Genomic DNA, 19,789 nt, shown 5'->3' on the forward strand with positions numbered 1-19,789 from the left:
AATCAACACCAATTCTAGTATTATTCATTTATTGGACTCCATTTAATATTTTTGTGTGGTAACAATGATATTAGCCTACACGTTGGTAATGGTGTAGGGGAGTCCAATTATCTATTTAGCTCAATTTACGCCTTAAACTAAGTCATTTTTCCTGCGCAAAATTTAGATCACTTATTTAATGTAATCGGTATTATTTCTTAGCTTTATTGATTCGATACTGCTTTTTTAATACAGATATAAAGTATTTTGTATTTAATCTTTTTAATCAGCAAAAGAGAGGTAGTTATTTGATGTGAGTGAGTTGGCATAAGTCGCAATAAATATTAGAAAAAACGGTTTGATTTATGTTCGAAAGTTATGGCAGGAAGATTGTAATGACTGAGAGGAATTGTAAAAAGTGTTATACAAAAGACGTTTCGTAAAATGTATAACACTAGTGTGTATTAAGCTTTTAAAAACAAGTATTAAAAGCTTAACTTAATTATTGTTCTTTATATTTGATACTCGCAATTCGAGTTTTTTCTGATGATGTATATTCAGATAACTCTGCAGCGCTGTTAAATACTTCAGCGATTACTCGTCTATTTTTCTGAGCACCGATTTCAGTGTTGTTATCGTACAATGGTGAGCTTTCACCAAACCCGATAGCTTTAACCTGAGAAGGCTTAACGCCTAATCTAATTAATTCAGCTCTTACTTTAATTGCTCTATCAGAAGACAGTTTAGCATTGTAAGTTGCTGTAGCATATTTGCTTGTATGACCTTCAATTACTGCATAAAGATCAGTATCTTTAATAAATTTTGCAAATTCAGTTATTTCTTTTCTCTCATCGGCTGTCATGTATACAGTAGAATCATTTTTGAATTCAACATTCAAATTTGGAACCATAATACAGTCGCCAGTACTTTCTTCAGCGTATAAATTACCAGCTAAAGCTAGGCTAAGGATCGAAGATGTGAATAATACTTTAAGTGTTTTCAAATTAAACTCCATTTATAATTTTATAACATAGATGAACTATATCACGAAGATGGAATTAAATAGCTAATTTAAAGTTATTTTTGTGATAAAATACTCTGTATATTCAACGAAAGGGAAAAACAATGAAAAATAACTTTAAAGTATCGGCTATCGCAGCAACGGTTCTGCTTACTGTAACAGGGTGTTCAGTAACAGATTCTTCAAATGAAGCTTTGACGATGAAAAATGAAGAGATTCAAAAACTAAATGAAGAGCTGCAAGCAAAAAACACTAAGATTGCATCACTAAGTTCAATGACGGCTCCTGGAGCAACTGACCAATTTGCTGTTGGTAATTCTTTAATTCCACCTAATGCTAAAGCTGGCGAATGTTATGCAAAAGTATTAGTACCTGCGGAATACAGAACAGATCCAATTCAACGTTTATTAAAAGAAGCACAATCTCAAATTGTTGTTACTCCTGCTACTTATAAAGTAGTTGAGAAAAAAGTAACGATTAGAGAAGCAAGCTCTAAACTAGTTCCTGTTGCTGCTACATATAAGCCAGCTAGCGAACGTATCATGGTTGAGCCTGAAAAAACTGAGTTAGTTCCTGTTCCTGCGGTTTACAAAACAGTCACTGAAAGTGTTATGGTTGAACCTGAAAAGACTGCGTTAATTGCAGTGCCTGCGGTTTACAAAACAATCACTGAAAGCGTTATGGTTGAGCCTGAGAAAACAGCATTAGTAACAATGCCAGCTACTTACAAAACAACTAGTGAACGTATTATGGTTGAACCTGAAAAGACTGAACTTGTTACTGTTCCAGCTACTTACAAAACTATTTCTAAGCAGGTATTAGTGTCTCCTGCTCATACAGAATGGAAAAAAGGTCGCGGCGAAATTGAAAAAGTTGATAACTCAACTGGTGAAATTATGTGTCTGGTCGATGTGCCTGCTGTTTATAAAATGGTAACAACAACGGTATTAGATAAAGAAGCGTACACAAAAGAAGTTAAAACACCTGCTGTTTACAAAACTGTTAAGACAAGAGCATTAGATAATGCACCAACTTCAAAAGCGGTTATTACTCCTGCTGTTTACAAAACAGTAACTAAGCAAGAGCTTGTATCGCCAGCGACAACAAAAGAAGTTAAAACACCTGCTGTTTTCGAAACTATTACGAAAAAAGAATTAGTGACAGCTGCTACTACTAGAGAAGTTAAAATTCCTGCAGTATATAAAACGGTAACTAGTAACGTATTAGCAACAGCTGCTTCAACTCAAGAAGTTAAAATTCCAGCTATATGCAAAATGGTTAAAACTCGTGTTTTAGATATCCCTGCTAAAGAAACAAAAACAACTACTCCAGCGGTATATGAAACTTACGATACAACGGTAAAAACTGCTGAGTCGTACTTAAAATGGCAGGAAATTCTGTGTGAAACTAACACAACAGAAGATGTTGTTTCTAAATTACAAAGAGAACTAAAAAGTAGAGATTACAACATTACTAATGTTGATGGTGTTTACGGTGCAGAAACGCGTGCTGCTGTAAATGCATACCAAAAAGATGAAAAATTAAACCAAGGTGCTTTAACATTAAAAACGTTAGAAACACTAGGTCTATAATCACTGCTTTATCTTTTGATTAAATAATTATTTATGCCTACTTCTGTACAGGAGTAGGCATTTTTTTTATTCCTCAGACTCTTCACTGTACTACTACACACTCATACTATTTTTACCGGAAGATACCGATAAATCGCGTATAACCTAAAGCTCTTGCATAAAAATAAAGAATCTATTCCTGCGCTTATATTAAAAATACTGACTCATTATCTTCCTTTATTTTAGAAAGTTAGCTTAGCGAAAATATCCCTACTTTCATTGCTAATATTTTCACTATTAATATTTTCTTTATTGAAAGTGAATCTTAATGATCGCATCCCAGCATCCTAGCTCATTGTGCTTCCAATTTAATCGACTCTTTGAAAGACTTCTGCTTACACTTTAAAATAAACGTATTTTTCTGCGTCAAATTTAGAATACTTGTTTAATGTAATTGGTTTTATTTATTAGGTTTATAATGAATAGCGAAGCTGTTTTTCTAATAAAAGAGAGTTACTTAGCAAAGCATTATTAAGCATAAATAATAAAAGGAGAGTTAACATTAATACATATCTTACGATATTAAGTTTGCTGGTGAGAGTAGTAATAGGGTAGCAATAGGGCTGTTTTTAAAAAATTTAAATCTTACTTAAAATACCTTTGTATAGAGTAGTCAGTAGTACCGCGACTACTTATTTAGGAAGCTTTAAAGCTCAATGATAGTGCTCCTACAATCCTATCGAGAAAGGTTATATCCCCGTTTAAGGTGCTTTATTCAATTGTTAGCTTAGACTCCATATCAAGGCGCAACATGATGGTAATGACTAGCCCTTATCGAAGGTGGCAACACCGAGTTGGTTTTCAAGTTAGCGAGCCAGAGGGCAAGTAGTGAAACAAACATCTTCGCAGTTTGCTGAATTTTACCCTCAAACGGTAACGGGTATATAGACAGTGATGATTGATTAAGAATAGGGTTAAGCTTTTATACCTTCATCGTGTTTGTACTTTTGATTATGCATTTCGAGCTGTTTAATAAAGCTTAATAGATTTTTTAGCATCGTATAATCATTATTTCTGATATTAATTTTTTGTAATGAATCTAACAGTTCGATATGGTCAATACGTTGCTCTGTACTTAAGTTTGATTGCATTTTTTTACTAACCGCCACTTCGTCTTTAAAGTAAGACGAGACCATTTGAATTAACTGTGGGAAGCCACTTGCTATATCTATTTGTTTATCGAGCAATGAAAAAAGTAAATTATCTATCTCTTGTCGATCACTGCCAGTTTCAGTTATGCCTATTTTTGCCAGGTTATATTTATAAGGGCTTAAATTTTCTGAAAAAACAATGCTGTTATGTAAACGTTTTTTAGCTTGATACATCGCAGCATCTGCCGCTTTAATTTCTAACTCTGCATCGGTTGCTTGTGGCGTTAGTATGTGAACACCAATGCTACAGTCAATTTGTAACTTAAACCCATTTATATCTATATCTTCTTTCATTAATCTTTGTACACGTTGTGCTAGAGCATAAGCACACTGATAAGCGCTAGTTTTATTTTGACCTGTGTTTTTAATCAATATCGCAAACTCATCTCCACCAATGCGAGCAATGACCTCTTCATCTCGTAATGAATGGTTTAATCTAATTCCAAATTCGACGAGTACTTTATCGCCAATATTGTGTCCGTATTTGTCATTTATTGGTTTAAACCCATCTAAGTCAATATACAATAAAGCGCCATAATGCTTGCCGTGCGAAAGAGAAGGTAATAGTTGTTTAAATTTTTCATCGAACATTCTACGGTTAAATAATCCTGTTAATGTATCCGTAGTCGACTCTGCTATTAACTTTTTTTGTGCTTCTTCTGTGAAACTTAATAAGAAGAAAATACCAGATATAACTGAAAATATAGGCCATATAACTTGAGTAGAGGCCATTGTAATGCCGAACGTTTCTGGTGAAATTTCTAGTAATATAGATCGAGAGATGACGATAATTATCATAACAATATAGGTGTATACAATAATCATGTCAGAAGGGTTTCTATCGACTTTCTTTTTTAAAAAAAGGTAAGCACATAAACTAAAAGCAATTGGGATAAATAAACTCGAAGTATGTAATAGACCACTTATATTACCGTTTAAGATAAAGTAACTTTGCATAGTAATGTTAAGTAAAAATAAGCAGGCAATTAATTTACTTGGCGTTGCTATTTTACAGCGTTTAAAACTGAAAATAGTTATGCCCCATATAAACATAGAAGATAATATTGCTGATAATATTTCAATGAAAAGCGTTAATTCTAAAGAATATAAAAACCAGCTTATAGCGAATACATAGAATGACCCAAATAAAAATTGTGTCGATTTAGTACTTTCATCTGTATTTTTAATACGCGTTCCAGCAAATGCTAAAACGAGGTTAATTAATGCAATCGTCAGATAGTACGTTTGATCGGAAGACATAAGTATTTATCCAAATAAATTCGATAGCTCAATATTTTGTTCGTTAATTAAACTATTAACGGGCATCTATTTGAGTTTTTAGTTAAGAGCCTAATAAATTAAAAAAGTTATAATCATCTATTAATCTTTCATTTCTGTTCAGCTATGGAATATTACTCTAACTTATTTTCACTCTATTTCGTATGGTTTTAGTTACAGTAATTTATATTTGGTTGATATTCAAACTGTTCACTCATTTTTAATTTATTTTTATTAATTAATTTTCTTGGTTGAGATGTAAAGCCAATCCTAAATTATAAAATAGATATTTAAAATCAACATAGGCCATATTATATAGTATTTAAGCGTAATAAGGTGCGAGGATTAATTCTTGGAAAATTTATTTCTAATTATTGATTAGAATGGAATAGCTCTTGTTTTTTATTACTCTTAATAATTTTATCTTTATATCATCATGGTGATTAATTGATTTTTTTACTCTAAAAGAAGTAGTTATTAGGTTTTAGTTTGTCGCGTATTTGATGACGTCTTTTCTAAACAAAAATATAAGTTAGATGAGTTAATTTTTGTCACAATTCATATTGCGTAAATTATTAAACGTGAAAATTTTTAATATTTTGAAGGTGAGCGTTTCTCAATAATTGAACGCTCAAATAGCGAGGTTAATAAGTTAAAAGGGGAATACTGCTTTAAAAGAAAAGAAAAGAAAAGAAAAGAAAAGAAAAGAAAGAGAATATTTAAGCCTAATTTTTTATTAAAAGTCGGTTTCTTAATATAGTTTTTACTCATTACTCATAAACAAGCAACAACGACGGGGTAGTTTTCAAGTTGAATAATTTGTGAATTTACATTAAATACGTCTTTAATTAATGTTTTATCGATAATAAGTCTAGGCTCACCATATGCGAATAAGCTGCCATTATGTAATACGGCAACTTTATCTGAGTATTGAATTGCTAAGTTCAAATCATGTACGACCATTAATGCGCAGGCGCTATTATGTTGAGTGTAATATTTAATATATTCTAATAGTTTAAGTTGATTGTGCATGTCTAGTGCAGACGTTGGTTCATCAAGAATTAATACCTTAGGGTCATTAATGACAGCCTGTGCCAACCCGGCCATTTGGCTTTCTCCTCCTGATAATTCCGTACAAACTTTATTCGCAAGATGTAAGATATCTATGCTTTCTAGTAAAGACAGTGCTTTTTCTGCGCTATTTTCTTTTGTGAATAAAGAGTTCGCATCAATATGCATCGTTGTTATGAGAAGCTCAAGTACGGTTATGTTAGCAGATATGCGATGGTCCTGCGGCAAGTACCCAATATCGTTAACGTGAAGCGGTTCATCTCCTAACATGATCGATTCAGCATCAAAACGAATACGCTTGGTCATTTGCTTGAGAATAGTTGACTTACCTGCGCCATTTTTACCAATTAATGAAATCATTTCACCTGGGTAAATTTCAGGTATATTTAAGTTATCTAGAATAACCTGCTTACCAAATGAAACAGAAAGATGGTTAATGTTAAGTGCCATTAAAATTTCCCTCCCTTTTTAATAATTAAGAAGATAAAGAAAGGCACACCGATAATAGACATCATAACGGTTAAGGGCAAAATAATACCGGGCATGAATGATTTACTTGCAATAGAAGCGAGCTCAACTAAAACTGCACCGAGTAAAAAAGAAGCTGGTAAAAAGAAGCGTTGATCTTCACCTAAAATCATACGCGCAATATGAGGGCCGACTAAACCAACAAAGCCAATGGCTCCAACAAAAGCAACAGATAAAGAAGTAATTAAAGAAACTAATAATAATGTTTTTATGCGTAGTCTTTTTACATTAATACCCATTGATTCAGCACGGTCTAAACCTACTTTCAAAGAGGATAACTTCCATGCATCTTTCATCATAATCGCCATTACTATGGGTAATAAAATAGCGAGTGTTAATATCTTCCCCCAGCTGCCACGATCAAGCGATCCCATTTGCCAAAATACTAACGTCTGTAATTGCGTTTCAGTAGCAATATATTGCATCATTGTTAGCATTCCATCATAGGCAAACATAATAGCAACACCGAATAACATAACGCCTTCGATTGAAATACGTTTAATAGACGAGATACCTGCAATCATAAAGGTTGTTAGTAAACACATTATAAAAGCCATTACAGCAATTTGATATTGCTCAGGTATAAAGGGCAATGAGACAACATGAGTAATAACCAACGAAGCACCAAAACCTGCAGAGGCTGACACACCAAAAGTATAAGGATCAGCTAAAGGGTTATTAAGTGTCGTTTGCATCTGCGCACCAGCAACTGCTAACGCACCACCTACAAAAGGTGCCATTAAAGACATCGGCATACGAATGTCCCAGATAATAGTTTGAGTCACAATGTCACTTGCTTCAGGGGTAAAGATCCCCGTCATGACTTGTGATAATGTTAAACCATGAGAACCAATTAAAATATCAGCAACTAAGCCTACTAAACTAAGCAAGAAGAAAAATACTAACGCTAATTTTTTCTTTTTTAAGCGAGAGCGGTGCTCTGAAAGAGCATCATTAATTTGGCTATTTTCTTGTTGTATATCGAGGTTCTTTTGTTTATCAATATAAGACCCTGACATACAAATACTTTGTTCCATTATTGCATTGCCTTACTGTTATTCTGCCCGAATTGACCAGACACTGAACGGTTTGCAAAACGTTTATTCATTTCCACAAAAGTATGCTCTGGATCTAGATCTTTAAATTGTTCAGGATGAAGCCACTTAGCAAAATATTCAATCGCAACTAAATTGTACGGCGAATTATAAAATGGCATATAAATAGAAAAGACATTATTAGTTTGGAAAGCATTTGTTGCTTTTAACCATGAGCGATCCATTAACGCTGTCGTTGATACTTTGATAGCATTGGCATTCAAGGGTGCATAACCCAATGGAATACCAGATGTTGGATTACCGTCTTTATCAAGCCAGCCGGTTGTTTGCATAATATAAATATCAGGTTGAGCAACCAATACACTTTCTGGTGACATTTGACCCGTTACTGCTCCTTTTAATGGCGCTTCTGCAATATTGTTAGCCTCTAAAAAAGGAATATAAGCACCCATATTACCCTCTGCGAAAGTACGACAACATGAATCGTTATAACCCGCTGCTCGTTCTATAAAAACATTTATGTTTTTTTGTTTGGGAGTTAATGAGGCTAGGCTATTAGTTAATTCTTTTAGATGAGCTTTATAGTACTCAGCAAAGCGCTGTCCTTGCTCTTTTCTACCTAATGCTTTCGCTAAAGTCGTGACTGATTGCACTGTGTTTTCGATAGGGTGTTCGCGGAAATCAATGGCGATGACTTTGGTTCCTGCTTTATCTAATTTTTTAAGTAGACCTTTATCTTGCGCTAATTTTATATTGGATAAATCGACAACGAATAGATCGGGTTTATTTTGCATATCAATGAACCGTTCGGCATCGAATTCTCCTGATTTAATTTTACCTATTGTTAAAATATCCTTAAGGCTTGGGTAGTCTTTGATGTAATCAGCATACATGCTGGGAGCTGATAAACGCATATCATCGCGCCAAGCAACTAAATGCTTAGCCGCCTCTTTTTGGTAAATAATTTCTAATAATGGAAATACTCGTCCCGTCGACAAAGCAATATTTTGGGGTTCTTTATCGATTGTAACGGTACGTCCTGCAATATCTATAATCGTCACTGGGAAAGTATCTGCAATACTAGAAAATGAGAACGACGAACTAATAATGAAAGAAAAAATAATCAATAGGGTACGGAAATGAATAACACTTTTCATGGTGTAAAACCTTATAAGTAAGTGGGAATTAATATGGCATAAACGAAGAAGATAATAATCTCTGATGCAAATAATAATTGTTATCATTTACGTTGTAAATCTATATTAAAAATAATTGAATTAAAAATGTTACTTAAAATTTAATCTAAATAATTATCATTAATTTAAGTACTCCCTTAGAGGTGATTTTTTTCGTTTGTTTAGATGACATTTAACGATAAAATTAATTATTTGTAGGTAATTTGTGAATTTTTAATCAAATCATACTTAATGGGTATATTAAGTTGATATGACAACTTAATAGCTTACAATATAGGCAGTTATAATAATATTTAATGGAAATTCTTTCCGATGGTAGGAAAGAGAGTAAAAAAGGAAATAAAAAATGAAAAAAACTTTTTCTAAATTAACGGCTGTTACCGTTTTACTGTCTGCAAGTTGTGTTTTCAATGTCGCTAATGCGAGTTTGATATTCTCTGAAGATTTTAGTGGTGGTAGTTCAGCATTACAAAGTTCAACTGATGTAACTTGGGCTGATACAAGCGGTGGAAGTTTCGAAGTTTACACCTCTGCAAGTGCTGGACGTCGTGGAATGAGCGGTACTTATGATCATGATAATGATGCATCAACTGCACAAGTAAATATTCCTGGTGCAATCGAAGTAAACGATAATAGAGCTAATGAAACATTAACTGCTTCATTTACTTTAGATTCTATTATTGAAGCTGGTCAAGAAGCGGTATTAAGCTTTTTTGCTGGTGCTCGTAATAATGCAATCGGAGCAACAGTTGAAATTTTAAACTTAACGCAAGGTACTTCACTGTCTGGTTTATTTGAACCAACTACGACGACAACTGAATGGACTTTTAATAGTTTTTCTTTTGATTCAGCGGCAGCAAGTATTGGTGATGTTTTACAAATTAGTTGGATTGGTGGCGGTAATAGCTCTGGATCAGGTTTAGAAGTAGCTGATGTGAACTTCTCTGTTGTTGATGTTCCTGCTCCTGCAACAACTGCAATTCTTGCTCTTGGTTTAGCTGGTTTAGGTTTCCGTCGTTTCAAGAAGTAATATGATTCGAGCTTAACGCTTTTTATCTAACTACTATTTCAAATGACTATTGAAGCACTATACAAATCGTATGGTGCTTTTTTTTATCTTTCAAAAAGTGATATATTATTTATCAATTTTCTTTTACTAAGCAGCGTAATTTTAAAAGTAATTATTAAGAGTAACCTTACTCTTTAAACCTGACGAGCTCATTATTTCTATTTTTCCTTTCATTATATTGATAGACCTTTTGATTAAATTAAATCCCTCTTAGGATTTTTTCTGATGTTCTTTATACCCACATTAGACCCCTTAGAATAATAAATAGCTTAAATCGCCTATTTCATAATCTAATGTGTTTAGGCTAATTATATTTAAAATTAATATATCTTTATTTCAAGATAATCATTAATTGCTTTAGACGTCTAGATGTCTTAGTATGCATTGATAATTACGGTGGAGATCACTAATTTACTGTTGTGTTTGAAACATAAGCAGTATTTAATTTCAGGAAATCTGATGATAGAAATAAAAAATGTAAACAAAGTGTTTTATCAGGGAGATAAAGTGATTAATGCACTTTCTGATATTAACCTTAATATAGCGCAAGGCAGTATTTTTGGCGTAATAGGTTCTTCTGGAGCAGGCAAAAGTACGTTGATACGTTGTGTTAACTTATTAGAGCGTCCTACGAGTGGAGAAGTATTTGTTGATGGCGTCGATTTAACAAAATTATCTGAACAACAGTTAACGCAAACGCGTCGTAAAATAGGCATGATTTTTCAACACTTTAACCTATTATCATCACGTACTGTTTTCAATAACATTGCATTACCGTTAGAGCTAGCGGGTGAATCAAAAAGTAAGATTAAAACTAAAGTCGAAGGGTTATTAAAGTTAGTTGGATTAGTCGATAAACGCGATGTATACCCAGCAAATTTAAGTGGTGGTCAAAAGCAACGTGTTGCTATTGCTCGTGCTTTAGCATCAGATCCTAAGGTCTTGCTATGTGATGAAGCAACCAGTGCATTAGATCCTGCAACCACTATTTCTATCTTAGAGCTTTTACGTAAAATTAATAAAGAGCTAAATTTAACTATCTTATTGATCACTCATGAAATGGCGGTAGTAAAAGGTATTTGCCAAGAAGTAGCGATTATTGGAGATGGTAAATTAGTTGAGAATGGCTCTGTCGGAGACATCTTTGCACATCCAAAAACAGAGCTCGCACGTGAATTTATTCGTTCTACTTTAGATCTTTCTATTCCAGGGGATTATAAGGAACGCTTACAAACAGAACGTGTTGAAAATAGCTATCCATTGATACGTTTAGAGTTTACTGGTGCGTCCGTTGATGCACCGGTAATAAGTCATGTTGCACGAGAGTTCAATATTGATATCAGCATATTAAGTTCAAATATGGATTATGTCGGCGGGGTTAAGTTTGGTCTTATGCTTGCGGAATTCATTGGTTCAGAAGCGTGTGCAGATAAAGCAATTCAATACTTGAAAGAACAAAAAATTGAACTAGAGGTGCTAGGTTATGTCATTTAATGCAATAACTATGTGGTGGGCTGAAAATACGCGATTAATTGAGTTATTAGTAGACTCTTTATGGGAAACATTAGTGATGGTGTTTACCTCTGGTTTTATTGGTTTTGCAGTGGGTATTCCTCTAGGTGTTTTATTACACCTCAGTAAAAAGAATGGTCTCTTAGAAAACATGGTTTTAAATAAAGTGTTAGGAGTCGTAGTCAATATCGGCCGTTCTATTCCTTTTATTATTTTATTGGTGGCATTAATTCCCGTGACACGTTTTATTGTTGGGTCGTCAATCGGCACGGCTGCTGCTATTGTGCCATTGACCATCGGTGCTATTCCTTTTATTGCACGTCTTGTAGAAGGGGCTTTATTGGAAGTGCCAAGTGGTTTAGTAGAAGCTGCTCAGGCAATGGGTGCAAAACCAATTCAAATTATTAATAAGGTGTTATTACCAGAAGCCTTACCGGGCATTATTAACGCAGTGACGATTACGTTAGTGACTTTAGTTGGTTACTCTGCAATGGCCGGTACTGTTGGTGGTGGTGGTCTTGGTGATGTTGGCATTCGTTATGGTTATCAACGTTTTGACGCAACAGTAATGATGATCACTATCGTCATTCTAGTTATTCTTGTGCAAATGATTCAATCACTTGGTGATTACCTTGTTAAACGTGTCGACCATCGTTAATTTGTTAAGTTTTAACCTGGTCTTTAGCATTTAGTTTCAGACATTAACGTTTTTAATTTAGAAATATTAAGTTTTAAAATTAAAAAATTACATTTTAAAAAATGCATTTAATCATTATATGAAAAAGGAAAGTTTATGAGTTTTAATATTAAAAAAGTATTCGCTGTCTTAGGTCTTGCATCAACATTCGCATTAGCAGGCTGTGGTGAAAAAGAAGTTGTTGCAGTGGATAACACTAAAGTAACTATCGGTGTTATTGCTGGCGCAGAAGCACAAGTAGCTGAGATTGCGGCAAAAATTGCAAAAGAAAAATATGGGTTAGATGTATCATTAGTGACTTTTTCTGATTACATCACACCTAATGCTGCATTAGACGAAGGCTCAATTGATGCAAATGCATTCCAACATAAACCTTACTTAGATCAGCAAATTGCTGACCGTGGTTACAAGTTTGTTGCTGCGGGTAACACATTAGTTTACCCAATCGCAGGTTACTCAAGCAAAATCACCTCTTTAGATGAATTAAAAGATGGCGATCAAATTGCAGTACCAAGTGACCCAACGAACCTAGGTCGTTCTTTAATCTTATTAGAGAAGCAAGGTTTATTAACGCTTAAAGAAGGTGCTGGTCTACAAGCAACAGTATTAGATATTGTTAGCAGTGAGAAAAACTTAAAAATTATTGAGCTAGAAGCTGCACAATTACCTCGCTCATTAGAGGATGTAAGCCTTGCTATCATCAACACAACCTATGCAAGTTCTATCGATCTTTCTCCTGAGCATGATGGTTTGTTTGTTGAAAACAAAGAGTCTCCATACGTTAACTTAATTGTTGCTCGTGAAGATAATGTTAAGGCTGAAAACGTACAAAACTTTGTTAAAGCATACCAGTCTGATGAAGTGTACCAAGCTGCACTTGAAATATTTAAAGGTGGCGCTGTTAAAGGTTGGTAATCCATTCCTTATAGCGCAATGCTAAGTTAACTAAAAAGGTATTAAGCTGAGCTTGATACCTTTTTTTATACCTGTTGAAAAGTGACTCCTTACTAAAAAACCATCGGTACATACTCGTTACCGTTCAAAATGCTTTGTTCAGTCGTTGGCTTAGACTCCAAATCAAGGCGTGACATGATGACAATGGCGAGTCCTTATCGAAGGTTGCAATTCAGAGTTGGTTTTCAAGCTAACAGTCCAGAGGGAAAGCGGTGAAGTTGTTAGAAAGTGCCGACTTAAGCTGTTAGATTTTCCTCTTTCTGTCTATAACCTGTTCACTTCATCGCTTGTGGAATTTTGCACCTTAAATGGTAACGGGTATAAATAGTGAGATGATTTTAGTATTATCTTAATTCATCTCTATCATATTAATCAATTCTATTTATTTGGTTTTTCGACACTAATCGCGTCTTTAAAGGAATTTACGAAATGAAAATAATCATTCCTGCTATCTGTTTGATAGTGGTTTCAATGTCGGCTCAAGCTGATTGGAAGGAGTCATTGTCAACAGGTTGGAGTTCAGTTAAAAATAGCAGTTCAGAGCTTTATACTGATCTCACTGGAGAGGAGGGCGAAGTGACACAAGCATTATCAACACTGTCAGCCGCTAGACAAAAGTCGATATCGTCATGGGATAAAATGGAAGATCGATTCGCTGATATAATCGAAGTAAAAGGGGAGAAAGATCAAGCGCCAGAAAGTGCTTTTTTCAAAAAGGATAAAGCAAATTATCAAGATGACATTGATGCATTGTTAGGTGATGTTTATGGTATTTTAAATGATGATATTGTCAAAGAGGCAAGTAATAGTATTGTACAAATTGACTCGACTATTTTAGCGTTTCAAAAGAAGGCCTCTCAACAAAAATCAAAGTCGGTTATTTTGATCGGCGAAGATAAAAAAGAAGCGTTAAAGAAACAACAACAATACGAAGATGATATCGCTGAATACCAACACAATCGTGAAAAGATGATTGAAGCAGTACAAATAAGGCTCGATGAGTTTGGTACTGAGCTTTCATTTGAACAAGTTGAAGCATTATTAGTACGTGTTAATGCAGATGATATTTTAGCTATGACAACTATTTTTCCGGTGATTGGTGAAATAGCTTCTTCATTTGCTAAGATCACAGCGACTTCAGGCGAAGATCTTAATAATGCTAAAAAATATTACAGCATGTATGTGGTGTTATTGGAGCTGCAACTTTATATTCAAGAACGTTATATTGCCGATTTAAAATATAAATATATCCCACGTATTGATGAGTTACAGAATAAGCAAAATAACCTAATCAAAACAACTAAAAACGAGATGCGTAAAGCTTCTTCAAAGCACAAAAAGTCTTATTCTTTAAATTTAAAAAGCCAGAATACAACCTTGAAAGCCATTAAATTATATAAAGTGAGTATGCAGCAAGATTTAAGTAATATGTCTAAGGCTCACCGCCTGTTAGTGGAAGATTATACTTTAGCGGTTAATACCTTAAATACAGTTACTATGTCTTCTCAAGTCAGTAATCTGATATCGGATAGCAGTCAATTATTTGATACAATAATGGCATTACAAGCGCCGGAGTTAGTACCGTTTAATAATATTCAAATGCAAAAAGAATTCTCGGTTTTGACTGATAAAATTAAATAAGTCCTTAAGCGTTAATGAGTAAAACGCTCTGTTGTTATTCATTAATTTAACTATTTAACTATTTAACTATTAAATCTAAGTAACTTAGGAGAAGTAAAAATGAAAACTGCACGTCCACCTTTACCACCTTTTAATTTAGCAAGTGCAATATTAAAGGTAAGAGCTGCTGAAAATGGTTGGAATAATAAAAATCCTGAAGCAGTTTCCCTTGCTTATAGCGCTGATAGTGAATGGCGAAATCGTTCTAATTTCATTAATGGTCGAGCTGAGATCGTTGATTTCTTGACGAACAAGTGGCAAAACGAATTAGATTACAAATTAGTGAAAGAGCTTTGGGCTTTTACTGGAAATCGTATCGCGGTGAGATTTGCTTATGAATATCGAAATGCTGAAAATCAATGGTTTCGTGCTTATGGTAATGAAAACTGGGAATTTGATGAGTTAGGATTAATGCAAAAGCGTTTTGCATGTATTAACGATTTAGCGATCGAAGAAAAAGATCGATTGTTTACTTGGGAAGGGAATAGTAGACCTGATGATTTTCCAAGTTTATCTGACTTAGGCTTGTAAACTTCGTTTTTTATTTAAGGTTTACAGTACTTCTTATTGTTCGTTAAGCCTTACTTAAACCGTACTGTTATTCATATCTTTAATCGGTGCCACTTTTTTAAAAGTACTGTTTGTTTAAAAGCAATTACCTACTTAAAAAAATAGTTGGCTACTTAAAAGCGTTGCCTACTAAAGCGCTAGTGAATAACGGTATGCTCGTATTTATAGCTTCCTTGAGTTTGGTTATTTTGAACTCTATTAATAAACTAAATCATAGAGCTTAATCATCGAACTTAATAATATTGTTAGGCTATAACTTCCTAACTTCTGCTAATAATAGTAATCAACTATTCATGTTTAACACTAATATAAAACCTTCTTGCCAGTTTTTTGTTGAAAAATAATACAGTTCTTTAGAGTAAGAGTGATCTTCCCTGAGAGCTAATCTATCTAAATAACATCAATTCTGCTTAAAGAATTGAGATTAACTATACGGTTGAAGGTAAGATTCGTGTCGATTTGACGATTGGTGTTTCATACAATGCAGACATTGACCAAACCAAAGCCGTGTTAATGGATGTGTTACTTGCAAACGATAAAGTCATGCAAACACCTGCTCCTTTTGTTGGTGTCTTAGAGATGGGTGACAGCTCTGTTAACTTTGCGGTTAGACCACATTGCGATCCAAAAGATTATTGGGATGTGTTTTTTAGTGTTAATGAAGAACTAAAGAAAGCGCTTGATAGAAATGCGATTAGCATTCCGTTCCCACAACGTGATGTACATTTAATTCAAGCTTAAGAATTATATAAGCTTAAAAATGGATAATAATGATTGCAGGTTATTGATAATGTTTTCATAAATAACATTTTAAGCTAACGGTTACTCTATTAAAAAGGCGCTAATATCTAGGTATTAACGCCTTTTTTATGACTTGCACTTTAAATAGTCTTTATCGGAAGTGGCTATTTTTTATTGCTTATTATTTATTACTTATGATTTAGTTTCTAGTTTTGATTACTTAGCGCTTATTACTTTTTATTAAATACGCTTTTAATAAAGCGGTCTACAGTAAGGAAGCCACCACTAAAGATAACAACTTGTGCTAATAATACACCCCATAGAACATGTTCAGCATAAGCAACCGGTGCAATATCTTCTAAGCTAATCACTGCAATAATATTAACAAAAAACAATCCTAAAGCAGCAAAACGAGTGGTTAATCCAAATATTAATAATACGGGTAGTACAAGTTCACCGATAGTCCCTAGATAAGCCGCTAATTCAAAAGGCAATACTGGTACTTGATATTCGTATTCAAATAAAAGAAGGGTGCTTTCCCAGTCTCGTAATTTGGTAAGGCCAGAAGCAAAAAATGCCCAACCAACATACACACGAGCAGCTAATAAAGTCAGTGGCTGTAATAGGTTTACCTTTTCTGCAATATATAAATATAGGTTACCAATTGATGAAAATAATGATTTTTTTGATTCAGAAGTATAAGTATTCATAGTGAGTTCTCTTTAAAGTGTAAAATTAAATTTTGTTCTATTGCTGCTACTAACCATTCTTCAAATGAAAAATCATCATAATGGCTGACTGTATCCAGTGATTCTGCTAATGACTTCTTTGCCTTTAAAGAAAACATAAACTCAGCTTCGCTATCAGTTAATGTTGTTACTTTAGGTTGAAATTCAGGCCTGGATACCATGACTGTGTGTTTTTTGGGTTTTGTGTTTAGTGCTACCTTTGCTTGCTCCATTGCCATTTTTCGTTGTTGTTGATCAGGATGGTGGTGCGCATCAAAAATCTCATTAATAGGTGACGTTGTTTTTATCAAGGCGACATTGTTATTTAATGTAATGTTGATATCTTCAGGTTCGGCACTCGCCAATAATGCTAATGACGTATAATCAAGCGTTTGATCTTGGCCATTTAATGCTTTATGTATATGCCAATCGAGTGCTGCACAATCAGGTAAATAAGAGTATTCATGCGCAATTTTATTGGTTGCAATAAAATGTGAGAACTCATCGCCCCATTGTGCCCAGTCACCTTGGTTTGGTGGGCATTGCTTTAAAAAGCCTTGTACTAAATTTTCGTTAACATCACTATCTAATAACTGTGAAATAGTGGGAAAAGTAATGCTTAAAGCACGCTGTGCATTAGCTAATAGATTACGTCGGTAGATATTAATTCCACGCGCATCAAAACCACTCTTTTCTAATTCATTAGCGAGTGACTTAGAATCGTTATTCCAAATTAGCGCTAATAAATGCTGTTGTTGAGTCATCGGCAATCCTTAATGAGTAATGCTTCATTTACTATTTTATTGTTTAAATTTTTCTATCAAACAAGGTATTAGCGATATGACGTGCTTTATTTGCTTCACCTATTAAGATTGACCACTCTGGTAAATCGTTGTCCCATTCAATTAACGTAGGAATTGGTCCAAAGCGTTGTAATGCTTGTTCATAACCTTGCCAAACTTGGTCTGAAACTGGACGAGCGTGATCATCGACAACTAACTCACCTGGCAACGCGGCAGTACAACCTGCAAGATGAATTTGAGCAACACTATTGATGGGTAATATATTAATGTAGTCATTAACTGATTGCTTAATATTGCCACCTTCAAAGTTCATGCTATTGACCGCTATATTATTAATATCTAATAATATTTTTGAGTCTGTACGTCGGCTAAGCTCTGCTAAGAACTCTGCTTCAGATAGATAACTCTGATCAAACTTTATATAAGCAGATACATTTTCAATAATTAACTGTCTGCCCAATATTGACTGTACTTTATCAACTTGTTCACACATGCGATCTAAACTTGCATTCGTGTGAGTAATTGGTAATAAATCGCCACTATGTATTAATTGTCCTTGCTGCTGTCCCCATGTAAAACAGGCATGTTCAGACATTAAGAACGGATCGATACTGCGTGCTAAGTTGGCTAATCGATCTAAATAGTGACGAGGAATATCTTGCTCAGAACCTAAACCCATTGATGTTGAGTGCAAACTAATAGGATATTTTTCACGAACCTGATTAAGCACCGATAATGCTGCACCACCTTCACCAAAAAAATTCTCAGAATGCACTTCTACAAAATCAACTTGTTTAGGTTGAGTCAATACATCAGTAAAATGTGGGTGTCGTAAACCAACACCAATTAAAACGTCTTTACTTTCTACTGACATATTATTTTACCTACTAGCTAGCTTTGTATGCTGCTTTAGCTTCTGACTTTGATAAACCACCTAGTGTTGAACAGGTGCCTTTTTCTACTAATTTCCATTCACCTTTATCGTTATCAAGCGTTGATTGGCCTGCACATGAATGTGTACCCGCTAAATTTGCACAGTCATTTTGACCTGCCGCTGCGACGCCGTAACATTTTTCTTTGCTTGCTGCTTGTGCTGGAGCTGAAACACCTGCTGCGATGACGGCTGCTAATGCTGCACTTGCTAATAATTTATTACTCATAAAAATATCCTTTTATTGATAAAACTAAATGTATTGCGTTAATTATTACATCATCTGAGAGTGGAGAGACCACTCGATTTTTGAGTAATAACTGATTATTATTTGCTAAAACAGTGTCAATATACTGCCTATACCATTATTTATTAAAATATTTTATTTTCAATTAAATCGGTATGGCTAGAAGACATATCAACAGCCTGAAAAATTTCAGAATAGTTTTTTATAAACCTAATATTTGTCTGTTTTAGAGAATAGTGTGAGCTTGATCTAAAAGTAATAACAACATTGTTATTACTTTTAGATATAAACGTTTGTTTCTATTAGTTTGCTTTGTAAGCTGCTTTTGCTTCTGATTTTGATAAGCCGCCTAGTGTTGAACAGGTGCCTTTTTCTACTAATTTCCATTCACCTTTATCATTATCAAGTGTTGATTGACCTGCACAAGAATGCGTACCAGCTAGATTTGCACAGTCATTTTGACCTGCCGCTGCGATGCCATAACATTTTTCTTTACTTGCTGCTTGTGCCGGAGCTGAAACACCTGCTGCGATGACGGCTGCTAATGCTGCACTTGCTAATAGTTTATTACTCATAGGAAAATCCTCTCATTGATAAAAATAAATTGAAAATTAAATGTACTGTTCTATCCATTGCATTAGTTGAATAGGAGGGATACCACCTATTTGTTGTGCAACAATTTCGTTATTTTTTACTAACAGTAGTGTTGGAACACTACGAATGCCATAATCGATGGCATCATTTTGCGATGTATCAACATCAACCTTAATGATGTTAAGGCGTTCACGCATTGCGTTTGATACATTTTCAATAACAGGTGTCATTGATTGGCAAGGTCCGCACCATGAAGCACTAAAAAACAATAATGAGTGTTCATGCTCTGATAATAAGTTATCTAGGTTATCGGTAGAGGTTAGTTTCTTCATGGTTAACATCTCGCTTATTTA

General features: G+C 34.3%; 19 protein-coding genes. 8 read left to right on the forward strand and 11 right to left on the reverse strand.

Annotated features, from left to right (window positions below):
- Nucleotides 1–481: 481 nt before the first annotated feature.
- On the reverse strand, nt 482–982 hold the full coding sequence (locus tag SP041_RS04630) for an OmpA family protein (RefSeq protein WP_025566156.1): 501 nt from the start codon (nt 980–982) through the stop codon (nt 482–484).
- Between the two features lie 122 nt (nt 983–1,104).
- Between SP041_RS04630 and SP041_RS04635 the strand changes: the two genes are divergently transcribed.
- Nucleotides 1,105–2,592, forward strand: a complete 1,488-nt coding sequence (locus tag SP041_RS04635) for a peptidoglycan-binding domain-containing protein (protein WP_025566155.1) — start codon at nt 1,105–1,107, stop codon at nt 2,590–2,592.
- 953 nt (nt 2,593–3,545) lie between these two features.
- Here the strand turns inward: SP041_RS04635 and SP041_RS04640 are convergent.
- The 4 genes from SP041_RS04640 to SP041_RS04655 all read right to left on the reverse strand — a co-directional run bounded on the left by SP041_RS04640 (nt 3,546) and on the right by SP041_RS04655 (nt 8,871).
- Nucleotides 3,546–5,042: a GGDEF domain-containing protein gene (locus SP041_RS04640; protein ID WP_025566154.1), complete on the reverse strand. Its 1,497-nt coding sequence runs from the start codon at nt 5,040–5,042 to the stop codon at nt 3,546–3,548.
- A 792-nt stretch (nt 5,043–5,834) separates the two neighbouring features.
- Nucleotides 5,835–6,581, reverse strand: a complete 747-nt coding sequence (locus SP041_RS04645; RefSeq protein WP_025566153.1) for an ABC transporter ATP-binding protein — start codon at nt 6,579–6,581, stop codon at nt 5,835–5,837.
- On the reverse strand, nt 6,581–7,696 hold the full coding sequence (locus tag SP041_RS04650; protein WP_240791419.1) for an iron ABC transporter permease: 1,116 nt from the start codon (nt 7,694–7,696) through the stop codon (nt 6,581–6,583). Before SP041_RS04650 ends, SP041_RS04645 begins: the two co-directional genes overlap by 1 nt.
- A complete protein-coding gene (locus SP041_RS04655; RefSeq protein ID WP_025566151.1) occupies nt 7,696–8,871 on the reverse strand; it encodes an ABC transporter substrate-binding protein in 1,176 nt (391 codons plus the stop codon). Before SP041_RS04655 ends, SP041_RS04650 begins: the two co-directional genes overlap by 1 nt.
- 385 nt (nt 8,872–9,256) lie before the next feature.
- Between SP041_RS04655 and SP041_RS04660 the strand changes: the two genes are divergently transcribed.
- From SP041_RS04660 to SP041_RS04690, 7 genes are all read left to right on the forward strand, one after another.
- On the forward strand, nt 9,257–9,940 hold the full coding sequence (locus SP041_RS04660; protein WP_025566150.1) for a PEP-CTERM sorting domain-containing protein: 684 nt from the start codon (nt 9,257–9,259) through the stop codon (nt 9,938–9,940).
- 498 nt (nt 9,941–10,438) lie between these two features.
- Nucleotides 10,439–11,473, forward strand: a complete 1,035-nt coding sequence (gene metN / locus SP041_RS04665) for a methionine ABC transporter ATP-binding protein MetN (protein WP_025566149.1) — start codon at nt 10,439–10,441, stop codon at nt 11,471–11,473.
- The gene (locus SP041_RS04670; RefSeq protein WP_025566148.1) at nt 11,463–12,149 is read left to right on the forward strand and encodes a methionine ABC transporter permease; all 687 of its coding nucleotides are present in this window, start codon (nt 11,463–11,465) and stop codon (nt 12,147–12,149) included. The genes metN and SP041_RS04670 overlap by 11 nt, the downstream gene beginning before the upstream one ends.
- A 135-nt stretch (nt 12,150–12,284) precedes the next feature.
- The gene (locus SP041_RS04675; RefSeq protein ID WP_025566147.1) at nt 12,285–13,103 is read left to right on the forward strand and encodes a MetQ/NlpA family lipoprotein; all 819 of its coding nucleotides are present in this window, start codon (nt 12,285–12,287) and stop codon (nt 13,101–13,103) included.
- Between the two features lie 468 nt (nt 13,104–13,571).
- On the forward strand, nt 13,572–14,783 hold the full coding sequence (locus tag SP041_RS04680; RefSeq protein ID WP_025566146.1) for a hypothetical protein: 1,212 nt from the start codon (nt 13,572–13,574) through the stop codon (nt 14,781–14,783).
- 99 nt (nt 14,784–14,882) lie between these two features.
- Nucleotides 14,883–15,353 carry a nuclear transport factor 2 family protein gene (locus SP041_RS04685; protein WP_025566145.1) on the forward strand — a complete coding sequence of 157 codons (471 nt, stop codon included), beginning with the start codon at nt 14,883–14,885 and terminating at the stop codon, nt 15,351–15,353.
- Nucleotides 15,354–15,851: 498 nt separating this feature from the next.
- Nucleotides 15,852–16,133 (forward strand): mechanosensitive ion channel family protein, encoded by a 282-nt coding sequence (locus tag SP041_RS04690; RefSeq protein WP_025566144.1) that lies wholly within the window; start codon nt 15,852–15,854, stop codon nt 16,131–16,133.
- A gap of 230 nt (nt 16,134–16,363) precedes the next feature.
- Here SP041_RS04690 and SP041_RS04695 read toward each other — a convergent pair whose 3' ends face one another.
- The 6 genes from SP041_RS04695 to SP041_RS04720 form a co-directional block, all read right to left on the reverse strand.
- Nucleotides 16,364–16,843: a DoxX family protein gene (locus SP041_RS04695; RefSeq protein WP_025566143.1), complete on the reverse strand. Its 480-nt coding sequence runs from the start codon at nt 16,841–16,843 to the stop codon at nt 16,364–16,366.
- Nucleotides 16,840–17,625, reverse strand: a complete 786-nt coding sequence (locus tag SP041_RS04700) for a DNA-binding domain-containing protein (protein WP_025566142.1) — start codon at nt 17,623–17,625, stop codon at nt 16,840–16,842. The genes SP041_RS04695 and SP041_RS04700 overlap by 4 nt, the downstream gene beginning before the upstream one ends.
- A 43-nt stretch (nt 17,626–17,668) precedes the next feature.
- Entirely contained in the window at nt 17,669–18,538 is an 870-nt protein-coding gene (locus tag SP041_RS04705) for a DUF692 domain-containing protein (RefSeq protein ID WP_025566141.1), read from the reverse strand.
- Between the two features lie 13 nt (nt 18,539–18,551).
- The gene (locus tag SP041_RS04710; RefSeq protein WP_025566140.1) at nt 18,552–18,824 is read right to left on the reverse strand and encodes a DUF2282 domain-containing protein; all 273 of its coding nucleotides are present in this window, start codon (nt 18,822–18,824) and stop codon (nt 18,552–18,554) included.
- Nucleotides 18,825–19,144: 320 nt separating this feature from the next.
- A complete protein-coding gene (locus SP041_RS04715; RefSeq protein ID WP_137297442.1) occupies nt 19,145–19,417 on the reverse strand; it encodes a DUF2282 domain-containing protein in 273 nt (90 codons plus the stop codon).
- Between the two features lie 36 nt (nt 19,418–19,453).
- Nucleotides 19,454–19,768, reverse strand: a complete 315-nt coding sequence (locus SP041_RS04720; protein ID WP_051368585.1) for a thioredoxin family protein — start codon at nt 19,766–19,768, stop codon at nt 19,454–19,456.
- Nucleotides 19,769–19,789: the final 21 nt, after the last annotated feature.

The sequence above is a fragment of the Psychromonas sp. SP041 genome (assembly GCF_000470315.2).
GTDB lineage: Bacteria > Pseudomonadota > Gammaproteobacteria > Enterobacterales > Psychromonadaceae > Psychromonas.

What these genes read in the sequence shown, in the direction of transcription:
- SP041_RS04670 (WP_025566148.1), top strand. Translation starts at nt 11,463, where the DNA reads ATGTCATTTAATGCAATAACTATGTGGTGGGCTGAAAATACGCGATTA.
- SP041_RS04710 (WP_025566140.1), bottom strand. Translation starts at nt 18,824, where the DNA reads ATGAGTAATAAATTATTAGCAAGTGCAGCATTAGCAGCCGTCATCGCA.
- SP041_RS04695 (WP_025566143.1), bottom strand. Translation starts at nt 16,843, where the DNA reads ATGAATACTTATACTTCTGAATCAAAAAAATCATTATTTTCATCAATT.
- SP041_RS04650 (WP_240791419.1), bottom strand. Translation starts at nt 7,696, where the DNA reads ATGGAACAAAGTATTTGTATGTCAGGGTCTTATATTGATAAACAAAAG.
- SP041_RS04675 (WP_025566147.1), top strand. Translation starts at nt 12,285, where the DNA reads ATGAGTTTTAATATTAAAAAAGTATTCGCTGTCTTAGGTCTTGCATCA.
- SP041_RS04685 (WP_025566145.1), top strand. Translation starts at nt 14,883, where the DNA reads ATGAAAACTGCACGTCCACCTTTACCACCTTTTAATTTAGCAAGTGCA.
- SP041_RS04640 (WP_025566154.1), bottom strand. Translation starts at nt 5,042, where the DNA reads ATGTCTTCCGATCAAACGTACTATCTGACGATTGCATTAATTAACCTC.
- SP041_RS04700 (WP_025566142.1), bottom strand. Translation starts at nt 17,625, where the DNA reads ATGACTCAACAACAGCATTTATTAGCGCTAATTTGGAATAACGATTCT.
- SP041_RS04635 (WP_025566155.1), top strand. Translation starts at nt 1,105, where the DNA reads ATGAAAAATAACTTTAAAGTATCGGCTATCGCAGCAACGGTTCTGCTT.
- SP041_RS04720 (WP_051368585.1), bottom strand. Translation starts at nt 19,768, where the DNA reads ATGAAGAAACTAACCTCTACCGATAACCTAGATAACTTATTATCAGAG.
- SP041_RS04645 (WP_025566153.1), bottom strand. Translation starts at nt 6,581, where the DNA reads ATGGCACTTAACATTAACCATCTTTCTGTTTCATTTGGTAAGCAGGTT.
- SP041_RS04680 (WP_025566146.1), top strand. Translation starts at nt 13,572, where the DNA reads ATGAAAATAATCATTCCTGCTATCTGTTTGATAGTGGTTTCAATGTCG.
- SP041_RS04705 (WP_025566141.1), bottom strand. Translation starts at nt 18,538, where the DNA reads ATGTCAGTAGAAAGTAAAGACGTTTTAATTGGTGTTGGTTTACGACAC.
- SP041_RS04660 (WP_025566150.1), top strand. Translation starts at nt 9,257, where the DNA reads ATGAAAAAAACTTTTTCTAAATTAACGGCTGTTACCGTTTTACTGTCT.
- SP041_RS04655 (WP_025566151.1), bottom strand. Translation starts at nt 8,871, where the DNA reads ATGAAAAGTGTTATTCATTTCCGTACCCTATTGATTATTTTTTCTTTC.
- metN (WP_025566149.1), top strand. Translation starts at nt 10,439, where the DNA reads ATGATAGAAATAAAAAATGTAAACAAAGTGTTTTATCAGGGAGATAAA.
- SP041_RS04715 (WP_137297442.1), bottom strand. Translation starts at nt 19,417, where the DNA reads ATGAGTAATAAACTATTAGCAAGTGCAGCATTAGCAGCCGTCATCGCA.